The following is a 19911-nucleotide window of genomic DNA, read 5'->3' on the forward strand; positions in this document are numbered from 1 at the left end:
CCCCCTCAGGGGCGCGGGGAACTGCGCGACCAGCCCCCACCCGCCCGCGGAAGAAGAACACAGCCGGGGTCTGGGGGCGCAGCCCCCTCAGTCCACCAGGTCCCTGACCACCGCGTCCGCCAGCAACCGCCCCCGCAACGTAAGAACCGCCCGCCCCTCGCCGTACGGTCCGGACTCGAGCAACCCTTCAGACAGCGCACGCCCCGCCGCCGCAAGCCCCTCCACCCGCAGCAGCGACAACGGACACCCCTCCCGAAGCCGCAGCTCCAGCAGAATCCGCTCCACCCGCCGATCCTCCTCCGAGAGCAGCTCACGCCCCGCCCCCGGAGACCGCCCCGCGGCCAACGCCCCCGCATACGCCCCGGGATGCTTCACGTTCCACCACCGCACCCCGCCCACATGGCTGTGGGCCCCGGGCCCGGCCCCCCACCAGTCGGCACCCCGCCAGTACAGCTCGTTGTGAAGGCACCGCCCGGCGGCGGAAGTGGCCCAGTTGGACACCTCGTACCAGTCGAACCCCGCCCCCGAGAGCACCTCGTCGGCGATCAGATACCGGTCCGCATGCACATCGTCGTCCGTCATCGGCACCTCACCCCGCCGGATACGACGGGCGAGCTGCGTCCCCTCCTCGACGATCAACGCGTACGCGGAGACATGGTCGGGCCCGGCACCGAGCGCGGCGTCGAGCGAGGCCCGCCAGTCGTCGTCGGACTCACCGGGCGTGCCGTAGATCAGGTCGAGGTTCACATGCTCGAACCCGACCGCTCGCGCCTCCGCGACACACGCCTCGGGCCGACCGGGGGTGTGCGTACGGTCGAGCACCTTGAGGACGTGCTGCCGGGCACTCTGCATGCCGAAGGAGATCCGGTTGAACCCTCCGGTCCTGAGCGTCTCCAGATACCGCGGATCAACCGACTCCGGGTTCGCCTCGGTCGTGATCTCCGCGTCGTCCGCGAGCCCGAACTCGTCCCGGATCGCCCCCAGCATCCGTACGAGGTCGTCGGCGGCCAGCAGCGTGGGCGTACCGCCGCCGACGAACACCGTACGGACGGGTCGCGGGTCGTCGCCGAGGACCTTGCGGGCGAGCCGGACCTCGTCGATCAGCGTGTCCGCGTAGTTGTCGCGGGAGGCGAGCACGCCTCCGGTGCCCCGCAGCTCGGTCGCCGTGTAGGTGTTGAAGTCGCAGTAGCCGCAGCGGGTCGCGCAGTACGGCACGTGGAGGTAGAAACCGAGGGGTCGCTCGGCTGCTCCGGCCAGGGCGTGCGCGGGCAGCGCCCCGTCGTCGGGGACGGGCTCACCGTCGGGAAGTGCGGAAGGCATGCCTTCCATTGTCCCGTACCCGGCCGCATACCCCTTTCCAGCCACTCACCTGCAGTTTCTCTCTCCCCCGCTCCCCACCCTCCCCGCTCCCCCCACTCTCCCTCTCTCCTCTCCCCGCTCCCCCGACTCCGCCTTACTCCGTCCACTCCGCCTGCAGCACCAACAACGCCAGGTCGTCCTCCGGCGGCTTGCTGCCGAACTCGTGCACGAGCCGCCGGATCCGTTCCGCGACGAGCTCGGCGCTCAGCCCCGTACAGCCCGCGAGGGCCTCCGCGAGCCCTTCGTCGTCATCGAACTGGCGGGGCCCGCTGCGGCGCTCCGTCACCCCGTCGGTGACACACAGGACGGTGTCACCGGGGTACAGGTCGAAGGTCTCGGAGACATAGGTCGCGTCCTCGAAGACCCCGAGGAGGGTCTGCGGCTCGGCCACCTCCCGTACGTCGCCGTCCGGGCCGAGGATCAGCGGCAGCGGGTGCCCGGCGGAGGCGAGGGTGCAGCGTACGCCGCCCTCGAAGGGCACCAGCTCGCCGTACAGCATGGAGAGGAAACGGGTCTGCGGACCCTCGTCGGGGCCGAGACCTGGCCCGCCCGCCGCCACCAGCGCACGGGCCGCCGCGTCCGCCGCCTCGGTCGCGTCGTCGAGGAGGAGCTGGTTGAGGCGGTCGAGGACGTCCGCGACGTGGTAGCCCTCACGGGCCAGCAGCCGTACCCAGGGCCGGGCGAGGCCGATCACGACGGCGGCCTCGGGCCCCTTGCCCTGGACGTCGCCGAGGACGAAGCACCAGCGCCCGTCGCCCGCGGGGAACAGATCGTAGAAGTCACCGCTGGGTCCGCCCTTGTCGAGCGGCTCGTACACGAGGGCGCTGCGCACCCCGGGGATCTCGGCGACCGCGCCGGGCAGCAGGCCGCGCTGGAGGACCCGGCTGATGGTGGCCTGGCGCGCGTACTGGCGGGCCGCGCCGATGGCGAGGGCGATCCGCCGGCTGAGGTCCTCGACGAGCCCGGTGATCTCGTCGGGGAAGGCGGTCAGTCCGGCCCGGCCGATGACGAGGGTGCCGAGCGGCCGGCCGCCGGCGATCAGCCGGTACGCGAGCGCCGCCCCGCTCACCGCGCCCGCGCCACCCGCCTGCCCCTGCCCCTGCCCCTGCCCCTGCCCCTGCCCCGTGCCTAACGCCTCCCCCGGTCCTAACGCCTCCCCCGGCCAGGGCACCGGCACCGCCCGGGACCGCACCGAGTCCGGCAACCGTGGCGGATCCTTCTCCAGGGCCCGCCGCAGCTCCTCGATCCGGTTCTCACTGCCGTGCCAGACGCGGGCGAGCCGGGGTCCCAGGGCCAGCCCGAGTCCACCCGCCCGGTCGGTGGCCTCGTCCTCCAGCCATACGGCACACCAGTCGGCGAGCCGCGGCACGAGGAGCTGTCCGGCGAGCGCGGCGACGAGGTCCTCGTCGAGCTGCCCGGCGAGCAGGTCGGATGCCTCGGCGAGGAAGGAGAGAGCGCCGCGGTTGAGCCAGTCGCCGTCCTGTCGCGGGCTCTGCCGCGGTCCAGGAGCGACCGTCTCGCCGAACGGTCCCGTCCCCCCGACCAGTCCCGTCCCTCCGACCAGTCCCGTCCCGCTCGGCAGTCCGATTCCGCCCGGCAGTCCCGTCCCGCCCGGCAGTCCGATTCCGTCGGCCAACCCCGAACCGGAGGACAGTCCCATGGCGTCCGTCATTCCCGGCCCGACACCCATCCCCCCATCGGCACCGAACCCACCACCCACACTCAGCCCACGCTCAACGCCCAACCCGCCACCAACACCCAACCCACCTTCAACACTCAGCCCGCCTTCAACACTCAGCCCGCCTTCAACACCCAACTCACCCTCGACACCCAACCCACCCTGAACACCCAGCCCCTCCTCGACACCCAGCCCCCCGTCCACAGGCAGCCGCGCCCACACGGTCTTGACCCCGGTCCGATACGTGATCCCCCACGCCTCCGACAGGGAGGCGACCAACCGCAGCCCCCGCCCGTACTCCGGTATGCCGTACGCCCGTTCGGCCGACTCCTCGCGTACCGCCCGTGAGGGATGGTGGTCGGAGACCTCGACGACCACCGCGCCCACCGCACCTCCGTCGGTGATCTCCAGCCGGCACAGCAGCTCGACGTCGGTGCCCGCGTGCACGACGGCGTTGGTGACGAGTTCGCTGACGACCAGGACGGCGTCCTCGGCGAGGCGCTCGCGGACGATCTCGGCGCCGGGCAGGGCCAGTTCCCCCCAGTCGGCGAGCGTCTCGCGCACCATGCGCCGGGCGGCGCCGGGCGCGAGCGGAGTGCCCGGCAGCGCGGCGCGCGCCATGGCTTCCTGACCCACGCGGTAGTACGCGGGCGTACCAGGGGCAAGCGCCATGGAGTCCGGTTGCGACTCCCGTTGCGTCGGAATGGCCCCCACTGTGCGGCTCCCTGAGCAGTTCGGACGAATACGCCTCAGGCGACACGGACAGAGTGACAGACTGGCCACGCCCATAAGCGCCGAGTTACCGAAGTGGGCCGCCATGAGTGAGAACAGTGCTACGCGTGTGCTCGAAGACGGACAGATTCGGGCATTCGACGACGGCCGGATCGCGGCGTCCGATCTGCGTCCGCTGCTCGCCGCGATGACCGCCGCGCGGGACGGTGACTTCTCCAAGGTGCCGGAGACGGGGCACGGCCTGGTGGCCGACCTGAGCGCGGCGTTCAACCAGATCATCGACCGCAGCACCCACTTCAACACGGAAGTGCAGCGGGTACGACGGGAGCTGGTCCGGCACGGACGCCTCGACGAGCGGCTGTCGGCGAGCCCGGGCCAGGGCAGTTGGACGACCCGCGTCAATGACGTGAACCAGTTGCTCGACGCCCTGGTGGCGCCTGCCGCGAACGCGACGCGCGTCCTGGACGCGGTGGCCGGCGGCGACCTCACCCAGCGGGTCGACCTGCACGACGGCAACCGTCAACTCAGAGGCGATCTGAGGAGGTTGGGGCGAGCCGTCAACAAGATGGTCGATCAGCTCTCCCTCTTCACGGGCGAGGTGACCCGGGTCGCGCGCGAGGTCGGCACCGAGGGCCGACTCGGCGGGCGCGCCAAGGTGCAGGGTCTGTCGGGCAGTTGGCGCGATGTGACCGAGGCGGTCAACACGATGGCCTCCCGGCTGACGGCCCAGGTCCGTGACATCGCCCTGGTGACCACGGCGGTGGCGCGCGGCGACCTGACCCGTACGGTGACGGTCGAGGCGACCGGTGAGCTGCTCGAACTGAAGCTCACCGTGAACACGATGGTCGACCAGCTGTCCGCGTTCGCCGACGAGGTCACGCGGGTGGCCCGCGAGGTCGGCACCGAAGGGCAACTGGGTGGCCGCGCCCAGGTCAGAGGCGTCTCGGGAGTCTGGAAGGACCTCACCGACAACGTCAACTTCATGGCCTCGAACCTGACGTCCCAGGTCCGCAACATCGCCCAGGTCACCACGGCCGTGGCCAACGGCGACCTCAGCCAGAAGATCACGGTGGACGCGAAGGGCGAGATCCTCGAACTGAAGTCGACCATCAACACCATGGTCGACCAGCTCTCCGCCTTCGCCGACGAGGTCACGCGGGTGGCCCGCGAGGTCGGCACCGAAGGCAACCTCGGCGGGCGGGCCCAGGTCAGAGGCGTCTCCGGCGTCTGGAAGGACCTCACCGACAACGTCAACTTCATGGCGGACAACCTGACTTCGCAGGTCCGCAACATCGCCCTCGTCTCCACGGCCGTCGCGCAGGGCGACCTCGGCAAGAAGATCACGGTCGAGGCGAAGGGCGAGATCCTCGAACTCAAGTCGACCATCAACACCATGGTCGACCAGCTCTCCGCCTTCGCCGACGAGGTCACACGCGTGGCCCGCGAGGTCGGCACCGAAGGCAACCTCGGCGGCCAGGCCCAGGTCAGAGGCGTCTCCGGCGTCTGGAAGGACCTCACCGACAACGTCAACTTCATGGCCCTGAACCTGACCTCCCAGGTCCGCAACATCGCCCAGGTGACGACGGCCGTCGCGAACGGCGACCTGTCGAAGAAGATCACGGTCGACGCCCGCGGCGAGATCCTGGAGCTGAAGGACACCGTCAACACGATGGTGGAGCAGCTTCGGGCCTTCGCCGACGAGGTGACCCGGGTGGCCCGCGAGGTCGGCACCGACGGGCGGCTCGGCGGACGAGCCCAGGTTCTCGGCGTCTCCGGCGTCTGGCGGGATCTGACCGACAACGTCAACTACATGGCCGACAACCTCACTTCGCAGGTGCGGAACATCGCGCAGGTCGCGACGGCCGTGGCGCAGGGCGACCTGTCGAAGAAGATCGACGTGGACGCCCGCGGCGAGATCCTGGAGCTGAAGACGACCATCAACACGATGGTCGACACGCTCTCCTCCTTCTCCTCCGAGGTGACCCGGGTGGCCCGCGAGGTGGGTTCGGAGGGCCAACTCGGCGGTCAGGCACGGGTCGAGGGCGTGTACGGCACCTGGAAGCGCCTCACGACCAACGTCAACGAACTCGCCTCCAACCTCACCACCCAGGTCCGCGCGATCGCCGAGGTGGCCTCCGCGGTGGCACAGGGCGACATGTCCCGCTCCATCACCGTGGAGACGCAGGGCGAGGTCGCCGAGCTGAAGGACAACATCAACCTGATGGTGGCCAACCTGCGTGAGACCACCCGCGCGAAGGACTGGCTGGAGTCCAACCTCGCCCGCCTCGCCGCGCTGATGCAGGGCCACCGCGACCTGATGGAGGTCGCCGACCTGATCCTGCGCGAGCTGACCCCGCTGGTGAACGCGCAGTACGGCGCCTTCTTCCTGGCCGACCCGGAGGAGGACGGAGCCTCCCTCCACACCGCCGTCCCCGCCAAGGGACTCGCCTTCATCGCCGGATACGGCTCGGCGCAGGGCGCCACGGTCGACACGGGCGGCATGCCGGTGCACGGCCTGGTCCGGCAGGCGGCCCGCGAGAAGAAGCGGATCCTCGTCGAGGAGGCCCCGCCGGACTACATCAAGATCAACAGCGGTCTGGGGGAAGCCGCCCCCGCCAGCGTCGTCATCATCCCGATCCTCTTCGAGGACAAACTCCTCGGTGTGATCGAGCTCGCCTCCTTCTCCCGCTTCTCCGACGTCCATCTGGCCTTCTTCGACCAGTTCGTGAACACCATCGGCGTGGCCATCAACACGATCATCGCCAACTCCCGCACGGAGTCCCTGCTCGGCGAGTCCCAGCGCCTCGCCATCCAGCTCCAGGACCGCTCGGACGAACTCCAGTCGCAGCAGGCGGAGCTGCAACGCTCGAACGCCGAGCTGGAGGAGAAGGCGGCGCTCCTGGCGACGAGCTCGCAGTACAAGTCGGAGTTCCTGGCGAACATGTCGCACGAGCTGCGCACCCCGCTGAACTCGCTGCTGATCCTCGCCCGGCTGCTGTCGGACAACCCGGACGGCCATCTCTCCGACCAGGAGGTGCAGTTCGCGACGACGATCCACCGCTCGGGATCGGACCTCCTCCAGCTCATCAACGACATCCTCGACCTGTCGAAGATCGAGGCGGGCCGTATGGACGTACGCCCGAAGAAGCTCCCCCTGATCAAACTCCTCGACTACGTCCACGCCACGTTCCGGCCACTCACCCTCGACCGGGGTCTCGCCTTCGAGGTGACGGTCGGGGAGGACGTACCGCGGGAGATGTACTCGGACGAGCAGCGGCTCCAGCAGATCCTGCGCAACCTGCTCTCCAACGCGATCAAGTTCACCGCGACCGGCCGGGTCGAACTGCGCGTCAACCGCCTCAAGGACCCCGACCACGCCTTCACCCGGGAGAACAGCGACGACGTGATCGCCTTCGCCGTCTCCGACACCGGCATCGGGATCGCCGCGGAGAAACTCCCGGTGATCTTCGAGGCGTTCCAGCAGGCCGACGGCACCACCAACCGCAAGTACGGCGGCACCGGCCTCGGCCTGTCCATCAGCCGGGAGATCGCCGGGCTGCTCGGCGGCCGCATCATCGCGGAGAGCGCCCCCGGCAAGGGCTCCACCTTCACGCTGTACGTCCCTGTCATCAGCCCCGGCCACACGGCGACCGGCGCCGCCCCGGAGGACCTCCGGCCGCTCGTGCCCGAGCAGCTGTCCACCGAGCCGTACACCTCTCACGACACCGATGACTCCTGGCCCACCCCCACCAAGCTGGAGGAGTGGAAGGCCGGCCGGGCGGGTCAGGTGCTGCCGGGGCGACGGGTGCTGATCGTGGACGACGACATCCGCAACGTCTTCGCGCTCACCCATGTCCTGGGCCGCGTCGGCATGCCCGTCCTGTACGCGGAGAACGGCCGCGAGGGCATCGAGACCCTGGAGCGCAACCCCGACGTGCAACTCGTCCTGATGGACATCATGATGCCGGAGATGGACGGCTACGAGACGATCTCCGCCATCCGCCGCACCCCCCGCTGGACGGGCCTGCCGATCGTCGCGCTCACCGCGAAGGCGATGCCGGGAGACCGCGAGAAGTCCATCGCGCGCGGTGCCAACGACTACGTGCCCAAGCCGGTGGACGTCGATCAGCTGCTCACGGTCGTCTGCGCCCTCCTCGACCCGGAGAGCGTGCACGACGCGGAGCAGGACGACTCCGAAGGATCCGTTGTTCCGGGGCCGAGCGCATCGTCCGAGGAGGCCGCGGCCCCGCCGACGACCGAATGAGGACAGTCACCATGAGCGCTGAGGAAACGACCTACGAGCGCGCCAGCATCCTCCTGGTCGACGACATGGAGGACAACCTGATCGCGCTGGAGGCCGTCCTGGGGTCCCTCAACGAGCCGCTCGTACGTGCGCGTTCGGGCGAGGAGGCGATGAAGGCGCTGCTCAGGCAACGCTTCGCCGTCGTCCTCCTCGACATCCGCATGCCCGGCATGGACGGCTTCGAGACAGCCGCCAACATCAAGCGGCTCGACCAGACCAAGGACGTCCCGATCATCTTCCTGACCGGCACCGACGCCGACGCGGGCTACGCCTTCCGCGGCTACGCCACCGGTGCCGCCGACTACCTGACCAAGCCCTTCGACCCCTGGGTCCTGCGCGCCAAGGTCACGGTCTTCCTGGACCTCCACCGCAAGAACCAGCAACTGGAACGCCTACTGACCCAGGAACACACCCACGCGGCCCAGATCAGCACACGGCTCGCGGCCTTGGAGAAGCGCTTGTCGTCCGAAGACCCCCCGGACCTTTCCGACCTACGGAGGCAGGTCCGAGAACTGCAGAGCCTGGTAGCGGGGCTGAGCGGCAACCGCGCCCTTTAGGGGCGCGGGGCCGCGACATATGCGGCTCCGCCGCGTGGGCGCGCCCAGCCCCCACCGACCCGCAAGCCGAAAGACAGCCTCACGCCTCCCTGGAACCGGCGTACATCTCCTCGATCAGCCCCTTGTACTCCCGCTCCACAACCGGCCGCTTCAACTTCAGACTCGGCGTGATCTCCCCGTGCTCCACATCAAGATCCCGCGGCAGCAACCGGAACTTCTTGATGGTCTGCCACCGCTGGAGCCCCTCGTTGAGCTCCTTGACGTACCCCTCGACGAGGGCGACCGTCGCAGGGGCCGCGACGACCTCGGCGTACGACTTGCCCTCCAGCCCGTTCTCCTTCGCCCACTCCAGGATGGACGGTTCGTCCAGGGCGATGAGGGCGGTGCAGAAGTTCCGGTCGGCGCCGTGCACGAGGATGTTGGAGACGTACGGACAGACGGCCTTGAACTGGCCCTCGACCTCGGCGGGCGCGATGTACTTGCCGCCCGAGGTCTTGATGAGGTCCTTCTTGCGGTCGGTGATCCGGAGGTACCCGTCGGGCGACAGCTCGCCGATGTCGCCGGTGTGGAACCAGCCGTCGGATTCGAGGACCTCGGCGGTCTTCTCGGGCAGCCCGTGGTAGCCCTCCATGATGCCGGGGCTGCGCAGCAGGATCTCGCCGTCGTCCGCGATGCGCACCTCCGTGCCGGGCAGCGGCTTGCCGACCGTGCCGGTGCGGTACGCCTCGCCGGGGTTCACGAAGGAGGCGGCGGAGGACTCCGTCAGGCCGTACCCCTCGAGGATGTGGATGCCGGCGCCCGCGAAGAAGTAGCCGATCTCGGGGGCGAGCGCGGCGGAGCCGGAGACGCAGGCGCGCAGCCGGCCGCCGAAGGCCTCGCGGATCTTGGCGAAGACGAGCGCGTCCGCGACCTTGTGCTTGGCGCCCAGCCCGAAGGGCACGGAGGCGGTGCCGGTGCGGCGGAAATTGTCCTGGCTGGCCTTCGCGTACTCGCGGGAGACCTCGGCGGCCCACTGGAAGATCTTGTACTTGGCGCCGCCACCGGCCCGTGCCTTGGCCGCGACACCGTTGTAGACCTTCTCGAAGATGCGCGGGACGGCCGCCATGTACGTCGGCTGCACGATCGGCAGATTCTCGATGATCTTGTCGACGCGGCCGTCGACGGCGGTGACGTGCCCGACCTCGATCTGGCCGGAGGTGAGCACCTTGCCGAAGACGTGGGCGAGCGGCAGCCACAGGTACTGCACGTCGTCGGGACCGAGCAGCCCGGTCGAGGCGATGGCCTTCGCCATGTACGACCAGTTGTCGTGCGGGAGGCGCACGCCCTTGGGGCGGCCGGTGGTACCGGAGGTGTAGATGAGGGTCGCGAGCTGGTCGGCGGTGATCGCGCCGACGCGCTCCTTGATCAGCTCGGGGTTCTTCTCCAGGTACGCGGCACCGCGCGTCTCCAGTTCGGCGAGGGTGAGCACCCCGTCGCCGGTCTCGACGCCCGCCGGGTCGATGACGACGATGTGGCTGAGCCCGGGCAGCTCGGCGCGCTTCTCACGGGCCTTGGCCAGCTGGGCCACGTTCTCCGCGATCAGGACCTTGCTGTCGGAGTCGGAGAGGATGAACGCCGACTCCTCGGCGTTCGTCTGCGGGTAGATCGTCGTCGTGGCCGCGCCCGCGCACAGGATGCCGAGGTCGGCGAGGATCCACTCGACCCGGGTGGAGGAGGCGAGCGCGACGCGCTGCTCCGGCTGTACGCCCAGTTCGATCAGTCCGGCCGCGATGGCGTAGACCCGCTCGGCGGCCTGCGCCCAGCTCAGCGACTTCCACTCGTCCGGGCCCTCACCCGAGGCAGGGTGGACCGGGTAGCGGTAGGCCTCGGCGTTCGGCGTGGCGGCCACGCGTTCCAGGAAGAGGGCCGCCACGGACGGCGGACGGTTCTCGATCAGGGTCTGTGTGTCGCTCACGACATCCTCCGGGGCCCGCGACAGTGCGTGCGTCTGGCTCGACCGACTGCTGACTGTTGCTGTGCGGCTGGCTGGTTCGGCTGTTGTTTAACTCGCGAGTAACCATCGAGCAGAGATCAGAGTAAGGCGCGTCCGGCCAGTGCGTAAGAGGCGGCGGCCTGTCACTTCCTACAGAGAGCGACCCTACGCACGCGTACGGGCTCGCCACGCCGAAGCGCGACGAGCCCGCATTGTGCCCGAGTTTCCGGGGGTAACAGGTGGCTACTTCTTGCCCTTCGCCGAACCGCCGCTGTCGTCGCTGGACAGCACCGCGATGAAGGCCTCTTGCGGAACCTCCACAGAGCCCACCATCTTCATCCGCTTCTTGCCTTCCTTCTGCTTCTCCAGCAGCTTCCGCTTACGGGAGATGTCACCGCCGTAGCACTTGGCGAGGACGTCCTTGCGGATGGCCCGGATGGTCTCACGCGCGATGACGCGCGAGCCGATGGCTGCCTGGATGGGCACCTCGAAGGCCTGCCTCGGGATCAGCTCACGCAGCTTCGCGACGAGCCGCACACCGTACGCGTACGCCGCGTCCTTGTGGGTGATCGCCGAGAAGGCGTCCACCTTGTCGCCGTGCAGCAGGATGTCGACCTTGACCAGGCTGGAGGTCTGCTCGCCGGTGGGCTCGTAGTCGAGCGAGGCGTAACCCCGGGTCTTCGACTTCAACTGGTCGAAGAAGTCGAAAACGATCTCGGCGAGCGGCAGCGTGTACCGGATCTCGACCCGGTCCTCGGACAGGTAGTCCATGCCGAGCAGGGTGCCGCGCCGGGTCTGGCACAGCTCCATGATCGAGCCGATGAACTCGGAGGGCGCGAGGATCGTGGCGCGCACGACGGGCTCGTACACCTCGTCGATCTTGCCCTCGGGGAACTCGCTCGGGTTGGTGACGACGTGCTCGCTGCGGTCCTCCATGACGACCCGGTAGACCACGTTCGGCGCGGTCGCGATCAGGTCGAGCCCGAACTCGCGCTCGAGCCGCTCACGGATCACGTCGAGGTGCAGCAGCCCGAGGAAACCGACGCGGAAACCGAAGCCGAGCGCGGCGGAGGTCTCCGGCTCGTAGACGAGCGCGGCGTCGTTGAGCTGCAGCTTGTCGAGGGCGTCGCGCAGCTCGGGGTAGTCGGACCCGTCCAGCGGATAGAGCCCGGAGAAGACCATGGGCTTGGGGTCCTTGTACCCGCCGAGCGCCTCGGTCGCGCCCTTGTGCAGGGTGGTGATGGTGTCACCGACCTTGGACTGCCGGACGTCCTTCACGCCGGTGATGAGGTAGCCCACCTCACCGACACCCAGCCCGTCGGCCGGCGTCATCTCGGGGGACGAGACGCCGATCTCCAACAGCTCATGGGTCGCTCCGGTGGACATCATCCGGATCCGCTCACGCTTGTTGAGCTGCCCGTCGATGACACGTACATACGTCACGACACCGCGGTAGGAGTCGTAGACGGAGTCGAAGATCATCGCGCGAGCGGGGGCGTCCTCGATGCCGATCGGGGCGGGGATCTCGGCGACCACCTTGTCGAGCAGTGCCTCGACACCCAGCCCCGTCTTGGCGGAGACCTTCAGTACGTCCTCGGGGTCGCAGCCGATGAGATTGGCGAGCTCCTCGGAGAACTTCTCCGGCTGGGCGGCCGGCAGGTCGATCTTGTTGAGTACGGGGATGATCTTGAGGTCGTTCTCCATCGCCAGGTAGAGGTTGGCGAGGGTCTGCGCCTCGATGCCCTGGGCGGCGTCGACGAGGAGGACGGTCCCCTCGCAGGCGGCCAGCGACCGGGACACCTCGTACGTGAAGTCCACGTGCCCAGGGGTGTCGATCATGTTGAGGATGTGGGTGTTACCCGGATCCTCCGTCGGGGCCCAGGGCAGCCGGACCGCCTGGGACTTGATCGTGATGCCGCGCTCGCGCTCGATGTCCATGCGGTCGAGGTACTGGGCACGCATCTGCCGCTGCTCGACCACCCCGGTCAGCTGGAGCATGCGGTCGGCGAGCGTGGACTTGCCGTGGTCGATGTGCGCGATGATGCAGAAATTGCGGATCTGAGCCGGGGCGGTACGGCTCGGCTCGGGCACATTGTTAGGGGTCGCGGGCACGCAGGGTCCTGTCTCTTGAGGCGCCTGTCGCCTCGGGTCGGATCGATACGTAGGCTCCATGGTCCCACGGGTGGGGAGCTGCGACCGGTTTGGGCCGGTCGTGCGGCTACTGGTAGCCTGGGTGGCTGTGTCTCGTGCCCTCTCTGCAGGAGACACACCCCAAGGAAATCAAACGGCGAGTGAGACGTACTGTCTCGCGCGCCTGAACCTGTAAAGGCTCATTCGTGGCGAACATCAAGTCCCAGATCAAGCGGATCAAGACCAACGAGAAGGCTCGGCTGCGCAACAAGTCGGTCAAGTCCTCCCTGAAGACCGCGATCCGCAAGGCCCGCGAGGCTGCTGCCGCGGGTGACGTCGAGAAGGCCACCGAGTACACGCGCGCTGCGTCGCGCCAGCTCGACAAGGCCGTCTCGAAGGGCGTCATCCACAAGAACCAGGCCGCCAACAAGAAGTCGGCGCTTGCTTCGAAGGTCTCTTCCCTCAAGGGCTGAGTCGGCTGGGCCCTATCGGGCTCAACCCCTGACTTGACCGCCGGAAAGGACCCAGCGGGCCCTCTCTTCCGCTCCTGACCGGCACCCCCGGACCCACGCGCGGCCTGCGTTCGCCACGCGGGCGTGGATCCACCATCGTGAACCAAAGGCCCCGTTCCCCTCCTTCCCCAGGAGACGGACGGGGCCTTTGGCGTGAAGGGGGTGCGCGCAGGCAGGCACGCAGGCAGGCAGGGGGAAATCGGGGCGAAGCCCCGTCCCAGGGGCGCGGGGAACTGCGCGAACAACCCCCACCCACCCGCACCCGACAACCCCACCCGGGGCTGGGGGGTCCGGGGGCGGAGCCCCCTGGGATGATGGGGGTCCCCCCTGCTCGAGCGAAGCCGAGAGCTTGGGGGAGGGCAGGGGCGGCGGGGGCGAAAGAACCCGGGCTCAGCCCAGCCGGGCGTTACCCCCGTCGAGACCGAGCCGCCCGAGCAATCGCCACGACCGCCTTCTCCAGCGCGTACTCGGGATCATCTCCCCCACCCTTGACCCCGGCATCGGCATCGGCGACCGCCCGCAGCGCAACCGCGACCCCGTCCGGCGTCCACCCCCTCATCTGCTGCCGCACCCGGTCGATCTTCCACGGCGGCATCCCCAGCTCACGGGCAAGATCGGCCGGCCGGCCCCCCCGCGCGGAGGACAGCTTCCCGATCGCCCGCACCCCCTGAGCCAACGCACTGGTGATCAAGACGGGCGCGACCCCGGTCGACAGAGACCACCGCAACGCCTCCAACGCCTCCGCGGCCCGCCCCTCCACGGCCCGGTCGGCCACGGTGAAGCTCGACGCCTCGGCCCGCCCGGTGTAGTACCGCCCCACAATGGCCTCGTCGATCGTCCCCTCGACGTCCGCGGTCAGCTGCGACACCGCGGACGCCAGCTCCCGCAGATCACTCCCGATCGAGTCGACCAGCGCCTGGCACGCCTCGGGCGTGGCCGATCTCCCGAGCGCCCGGAACTCGCCGCGCACGAACGCCAGCCGGTCCGCGGGCTTCGTCATCTTGGGGCACGCCACCTCACGCGCCCCCACCTTGCGCGCGGCGTCGAGGAGCCCCTTGCCCTTGGCCCCACCGGCGTGCAGCAGCACGAGGGTGATCTCCTCGGCCGGCGCGTCCAGGTACGCCTTCACGTCCTTGACCGTGTCGGCCGACAGATCCTGCGCATTGCGCACGACCACGACCTTGCGCTCGGAGAAGAGCGAGGGACTCGTGAGCTCGGCCAGCGTGCCGGGCTGCAGCTGGTCCGGAGCGAGGTCCCGTACGTCCGTGTCGGCGTCGGCGGCCCTGGCGGCGGCCACCACCTCCTGCACGGCACGGTCGAGCAGGAGGTCCTCCTGGCCCACGGCAAGTGTGACGGGGGCGAGAGGGTCGTCTTGAGCGGTCTTCTTGGCCATCACCGAAAGCATCCCACGCGCCACTGACAACGCGCCCCGCACCGGAACCCGTCCGCCCAGCCCCGGCGAAGCGCTACGGCTCCTCGCGCCAGCCGTCCCACTCCCCCGCGAACTCGTCCAGCTCCTTCGAATCGAGCCGCTCCCCGGGATCCGTCAGGACCAGTAGCCACTGCGCGTCCTCGGCATCGTCCTCACCGGCCAGCGCGTCCCTGACGAGCTGCGGCTCCTCGTCGAGCCCGAACCGGTCACCGATCGCCTCCGCCGCCTCTTCCGCGGCATCGCGGTCGGGCAGCACCAGCACATGTCTCACATCGCTCACGAGAACATTTTCCGCCACGCCGGACACGGCCGACGCCGGGGTCGGCCTTTCTGAACGCTCCGCAGTCCGATGCGCCGCGCGGTGAAGCCGATCGACGAACTCACGACCACGTCACAGGAACCCAGCACATGTGCTGGGACCACGCACAAGTAACCCCACGCGACCACTCCGCCCCCGACCGCCCCACCAGACCGCAGGAACCAGCCCTACCGCCCCACCAGACCGCAGGAACGCCGTCCGCTCCACCAGACCGCAGGAATCAGCCCTCCGCCGCACCAGGCCGCAGGAATCAGCCCTTCCGCACCTCCGGCACCCGGTCCAGCTCGATCCCGAAGCGCTCCCGGTAGAGCGCCAGCACATCCTCGTCCGTTGCCAGTTCCGACACCTCCTTCGTCCCGTCCGGCGCCGTCGCCGTCAGGTTCCGACCGCTGAGCGTGATCCGCCCTCCGTCCTCCGTCACCCGCGAACAGACCAGCGACCGCGTGAAATGCGACTTCGGCGAGGTGCTGTGCCACCAGGCCCCGGCGGCGAAGTCCCCCAGCACCCGCGGCCGCACCTCCAGGCGGTACTGCGGGCCGCCGTCCCGGATGACGTCCAGGTCCTCGGCCTCCCGACGCCCGCCGACGCCCCTCACCCCCGCCGCGTCCGGCCCCGCCTCGAGCACCCTGAACGTGCCGCCCGGGTCCACCTGTTCGGTCCGCGCCCCGAAAGCCAGCGGATAGTGACTGTGCGCCCCGAACCCGACGTCCGCCAGCCAATCGCCCCCGTCCACCGTCCGCACCCGCAGCGCGAGATGGTCGTACGGGATCCCGAGCCGCCCCTCCTCCCCGTACACCCGTCCCGCGAGCAGCGTGACGTCGAAGCCCAGCGCCCCGAGCAACGCCCCGAACGCCCCGTTCAGTTCGTAGCAGAAGCCACCCCTGCGGCCGCCCACCACCTTGTCCAGCAGTTCCTTCTCCTCCAGCACGATCTCCTCACCCAGATGGATCGACAGGTTCTCGAACGGCACCGCCTTCAGATGGCGCAGGTGCAGGTCGCGCAGCACACCTGAAGTGGGCCACGCGGGGTGATGGGCGCCGATCCGGCGGAGGTAGGCATCGGCCTGTGCGGAATTCATACCCTCAGTCTCCCGCCACGCTCAGCCCTCCGTCCCCACCGACGACGGCCAGCGCCCCGTCCTTGTCCGTCCGGAGCACCACGGCACCCCCGGCACGCAGCGCCGCGACCGTGCTGGGCGCGGGATGCCCGTACGGGTTGTCCTTGCCGCACGAGATCAGAGCCAGCCGCGGGGCCACCCTCCGTATGAGCTCCGGGTCCTGGTACGCCGAACCGTGGTGGGCGACCTTGAGCACGTCCACGGCCGTCAGCTCCCCGGCCGCCGGCGATCGCAGCAGCGCCTGCTGCGCCGGCGGTTCGAGGTCGCCGAGCAACAGCAGCCGCAGCCCCGCCGACCGTACGACGAGGGCGACGCTGGCGTCGTTCGGCCCGTCCGGCGTGGGCGCCGGGCTCGGTGGCGGCCACAGCACCTGCCAGTCGAGACTGCCGATGCGCCGCCGTTCACCGGCCACGGCCGACGTCACCGAGATACGGCGAGCGGCCGCCTCCCTCCGTACGAACTCGGCCTGGTCGGGCGGCTCCGCGAAGCCCGTCGTCTCGATCGCCCCCACCGCACGCCCGCGCAGCACCCCCGGCAGCCCCGCCACATGGTCGGCGTGGAAGTGCGTCAGCACGACGAGCGGGATCCGGGTGATGCCGAGCGTGGTCAGACAGCGGTCGACCAGCGCTGGATCAGGGCCCGCGTCCACCACCACCGCGGTGCCGTCGCCCGCCGCGAGCACCGTCGCGTCGCCCTGTCCCACGTCGCACATCGCAAACCGCCAGCCGGGCGGCGGCCATCCCGTGATCACCCTGGTGAGCGGCGCCGGCTGCACCACGACCAGCAGGAACACCACGACACAGGCACCGCTCAGCCAAGGGTGCTTCAGGAGCCGGCGGCCGACGAGCACGACGGCCGCCGTGACGAGGGCGAGCAGCAGCGCCCCCGGCCAGCTCGCGGGCCAGTCCACGCCCCCGCCGGGCAGCGCGGCGCCGGTCCGGGCGATGTCGGCGATCCACCGGGCCGGCCAACTCGCGCACCACGCGAGCCCCTTGGCCACGGGCAGCACCACCGGCGCCGTCGCCAGCGTCGCGAACCCCAGCACCGTGGCCGGGGCGACGGCGAACTCCGCGAGCAGATTGCACGGCACCGCCACCAGGCTCACCCGGGCCGACAGAACCGCGACGACCGGCGCGCACAGGGCCTGTGCGGCGCCCGCGGCGGCCAGCGCCTCGGCCAGGCGCGGCGGCATCCGGCGTCTCTGGAGCGCCGCACTCCACCGCGGGGCGAGCGTGAGCAAGGCGCCGGTCGCCAGCACGGAGAGCAGGAAGCCGTAACTCCGTGACAGCCACGGGTCGTACAGCACCAGCAGCAGTACGGCCGTGGCAAGGGCGGGAATCAGCGATCTGCGGCGGCCGGTCGCGAGGGCGAGCAGGGCGATCGATCCGCAGGCCGCGGCCCGCAGCACGCTCGGGTCCGGCCGGCACACGATCACGAAGCCGAGCGTGACCGCGCCGCCGAGCAGGGCGGTGGCCCGCAGCGGGATACCGAGCCGCGGTGCGAGGCCACGCCGCTCGGCCCGCTGGGCGAGTCCCGGTGGTCCGACGAACAGGGCGAGCAAGATCGTGAAGTTGCCGCCGCTGACCGCCAGCAGGTGTGTGAGATCCGTCGCCTTGAACGCCTCGTCCAGCTCCGGCGTGACCCGCGAGGTGTCCCCCACGACCAGCCCCGGCAGCAGCGCCCGCGCGTCCGCCTCCAGCCCGTCGGTCGCCAGCCGCAGGCCCTCGCGCAACCGGCCGGCGAACCGCTGCGGCCCGGACGGCTGCCCCACCACCTCCGGCGGCCTGCTCCCCCGCACGCGCAGCACGGCCGCGATCCGGTCTCCGCCCGACAGCGCGGGGGCGAGCCGCGCGGCCACCCGCAACCGTGTGGACGGCAGCAGCGACAGCCAGGGCGAGCGCCCGCCGGGCCGCCGGGGCGAGCCCCTCGGCGAACTCGCGTCGACGATCACCAGCACCGGCGTACGCGTCGCCACCACAGCCCCGTCTTCGGCCGCCCGCGTCACCCGCCGGACCTCCGCGTCGAACAGCACAGCCGTGGGAGCCGCGTGATCCCCCTTGATCCGAGGCCGGGTGAGCCGTGGGTCGGAGGTGATCTCCACCTCGGCGGTCACATGGGCGTACTGCCGTGCCAGGGCCGGGATCGGGCCACGGCGCACATCCGCCCCGTGCAGCCCCGCGGAGGCGGCGGCCGCCGCGACACAGAGCAGCGAGGCGGCGACGGAGACCCGCGGCCACGCGCGGGACGGTCGTGCGACGTACTCCGTCCCCCTGCGCGCCTTGGTCCGCCCCAACGCCAACAACACGCCGGCCAGGACCAGGCAGCCCACCACCACGGCCGTGACCCGTCCGGGCGGTGCGCCCACCGTCACCGCCGCCGTCACCCAGACCGCGAGCGCGGGCGGCACGAGCCGCAGATCCGTCGGCCCTTCCTCCCGGGGGTGGGCGCTACCGAGCCGCTTCCCCGAGGCGGCGTGCACGGCTCGGCGGCTCCGGGAGTGCCGGGTGCTCCGCGTGGCATCCGCCGGTGCGGGGGCCGCGTGGATCGAAGGGAGTGAAGGGAGTGATGAAGGGAGTGAAGGGAGTGAAGGGAGTGATGAGGATGAAGGGGGTGAAGGGAGTGATGAGGATGAAGGGGGTGAAGGGGGTGAAGGGAGTGACGGAGGTGGCGAGGGCACAGAGGTCACGGAAGCCGCCGAGGGCCCGGTGGGCCCGCTCACGGCCGTACGAGTTTCTGCAGATCGGAGAACCGGCGGTCGCCGATTCCATTGACCTCGCGGAGCTCGTCGACCGAACGGAAGCCGCCGTGCTGGGTGCGGTAGTCGATGATGTGCTGGGCGAGAACGGGACCGACGCCCGGCAGGGTGTCGAGCTGGTCCACGGTGGCCGTGTTGAGGGAGACGGGAGCCGAAGGAGCCGCTCCTGAAACGGATCCGCCGATCCCCGTGGCACTGGAGCCGCCACCCATGACCGGTCCAGCCACAGCGACGGGGACGCCCACCAGGACCTGTTCACCGTCCACCAGGAGGCGGGCCCGGTTGAGCCCCTCGGTGTTCGCACCCGGTCGCACCCCACCCGCGGCCCGCAGCGCGTCCTCGACCCGCGACCCGGCAGGCAGTCGTTGCAGCCCGGGACTGCGGACCTTGCCGCTGACGTCCACCACGATCGCGGTCCCGGTCGAACCAGTCGAACCGGCCGAACCGGCTGGGCTCGGCGGCGCTCCGGCCGAGCCTCCCGGCTCCGCCGACTTCCGCTCCACCGCGCCGCTCTGCCCGCCGTACGGCGCCACTGCCCGCACCACCTCGGGCGCCCGCACCGACTGCGTCCTGCCACCCCAGAACTGCTGAACGGCGAAGACCACGGCGACAACGAGCAGCACACCGAGTGCGGTCACACTCCTGCGCTCCAGACCGCACCTCGACTGCAGCCACAGCGGCATCCGCTCCCGCACGGCAAGCCCGGCCCGCTCTCGCCAGGCCGCCGTTGCCCCAGGCGTGGGAACGCCTCGCTCGGCACGGTCGCCCGCACTCGCACCTGGGCTCGGGCTCGGTTCGTCACGGTCCAGGACCCCGGTGGGCGAAGAGCCGCCACTTCCCCGAACGACGGCGACCCCGAGCCCCGCCGAGGTGCTCCCCCTTGGGCCTCCCACATCCCGGTCCACACCCAGCCCGTCCCCCAACTCCCCCCGTGTGCCGGACCTTTCGGGGAAGAGTGCCTGTGCACGCAGGCGGAGTGCCTCGGCCGAGGCATCGCGGCGTCGGGCGCGAGCGCCTGTATCTGTACCTGTGCCTGCGCCTGCGC

The 19911-nt window shown here is 70.3% G+C and carries 12 protein-coding genes; 3 read left to right on the top strand and 9 right to left on the bottom strand.

Features of this window, described 5'->3' with window-relative positions; translation table 11 throughout:
* Positions 1 to 87 precede the first annotated feature (87 nt).
* Together hemW and AQJ27_RS18840 are read right to left on the bottom strand one after the other, a co-directional pair.
* On the bottom strand, positions 88 to 1320 hold the full coding sequence (hemW, locus tag AQJ27_RS18835) for a radical SAM family heme chaperone HemW (protein WP_067370588.1): 1233 nt from the start codon (positions 1318 to 1320) through the stop codon (positions 88 to 90).
* A 133-nt stretch (positions 1321 to 1453) separates the two neighbouring features.
* Positions 1454 to 3709, bottom strand: coding sequence for an ATP-binding SpoIIE family protein phosphatase (locus AQJ27_RS18840; RefSeq protein ID WP_235613472.1), 2256 nt, complete (start codon positions 3707 to 3709; stop codon positions 1454 to 1456).
* Positions 3710 to 3956: 247 nt separating this feature from the next.
* Between AQJ27_RS18840 and AQJ27_RS18845 the strand changes: the two genes are divergently transcribed.
* Positions 3957 to 8033: a HAMP domain-containing protein gene (locus tag AQJ27_RS18845; protein ID WP_067370591.1), complete on the top strand. Its 4077-nt coding sequence runs from the start codon at positions 3957 to 3959 to the stop codon at positions 8031 to 8033.
* An 11-nt stretch (positions 8034 to 8044) separates the two neighbouring features.
* Positions 8045 to 8629: a response regulator gene (locus tag AQJ27_RS18850; RefSeq protein ID WP_067369969.1), complete on the top strand. Its 585-nt coding sequence runs from the start codon at positions 8045 to 8047 to the stop codon at positions 8627 to 8629.
* 79 nt (positions 8630 to 8708) lie between these two features.
* Here the strand turns inward: AQJ27_RS18850 and AQJ27_RS18855 are convergent, their stop codons facing one another.
* Both AQJ27_RS18855 and lepA read right to left on the bottom strand, forming a co-directional pair.
* Positions 8709 to 10583 carry an AMP-dependent synthetase/ligase gene (locus AQJ27_RS18855; RefSeq protein WP_067369971.1) on the bottom strand — a complete coding sequence of 625 codons (1875 nt, stop codon included), beginning with the start codon at positions 10581 to 10583 and terminating at the stop codon, positions 8709 to 8711.
* A 261-nt stretch (positions 10584 to 10844) separates the two neighbouring features.
* The gene (lepA, locus tag AQJ27_RS18860; protein ID WP_067369974.1) at positions 10845 to 12713 is read right to left on the bottom strand and encodes a translation elongation factor 4; all 1869 of its coding nucleotides are present in this window, start codon (positions 12711 to 12713) and stop codon (positions 10845 to 10847) included.
* Positions 12714 to 12937: 224 nt separating this feature from the next.
* Here lepA and rpsT point away from each other — a divergent pair, with 224 nt between their 5' ends.
* A complete protein-coding gene (rpsT, locus tag AQJ27_RS18865) occupies positions 12938 to 13204 on the top strand; it encodes a 30S ribosomal protein S20 (RefSeq protein ID WP_054231951.1) in 267 nt (88 codons plus the stop codon).
* A 445-nt stretch (positions 13205 to 13649) separates the two neighbouring features.
* Here the strand turns inward: rpsT and holA are convergent, their stop codons facing one another.
* From holA to AQJ27_RS60820, 5 genes are all read right to left on the bottom strand, one after another.
* Entirely contained in the window at positions 13650 to 14636 is a 987-nt protein-coding gene (gene holA / locus AQJ27_RS18870; RefSeq protein ID WP_201264271.1) for a DNA polymerase III subunit delta, read from the bottom strand.
* A gap of 73 nt (positions 14637 to 14709) precedes the next feature.
* Positions 14710 to 14955 (bottom strand): hypothetical protein, encoded by a 246-nt coding sequence (locus tag AQJ27_RS18875; RefSeq protein WP_067369977.1) that lies wholly within the window; start codon positions 14953 to 14955, stop codon positions 14710 to 14712.
* Between the two features lie 289 nt (positions 14956 to 15244).
* Entirely contained in the window at positions 15245 to 16072 is an 828-nt protein-coding gene (locus AQJ27_RS18880; RefSeq protein ID WP_067369985.1) for an arylamine N-acetyltransferase family protein, read from the bottom strand.
* Between the two features lie 4 nt (positions 16073 to 16076).
* Complete coding sequence (locus tag AQJ27_RS18885) at positions 16077 to 18590, bottom strand: ComEC/Rec2 family competence protein (protein ID WP_067369988.1); 2514 nt, start codon at positions 18588 to 18590, stop codon at positions 16077 to 16079.
* Between the two features lie 236 nt (positions 18591 to 18826).
* Positions 18827 to 19504, bottom strand: a complete 678-nt coding sequence (locus AQJ27_RS60820; protein WP_425275212.1) for a ComEA family DNA-binding protein — start codon at positions 19502 to 19504, stop codon at positions 18827 to 18829.
* Positions 19505 to 19911 lie beyond the last annotated feature (407 nt).

Origin of the sequence: Streptomyces olivochromogenes, assembly GCF_001514115.1 — a bacterium.
Taxonomy (GTDB): domain Bacteria; phylum Actinomycetota; class Actinomycetes; order Streptomycetales; family Streptomycetaceae; genus Streptomyces; species Streptomyces olivochromogenes.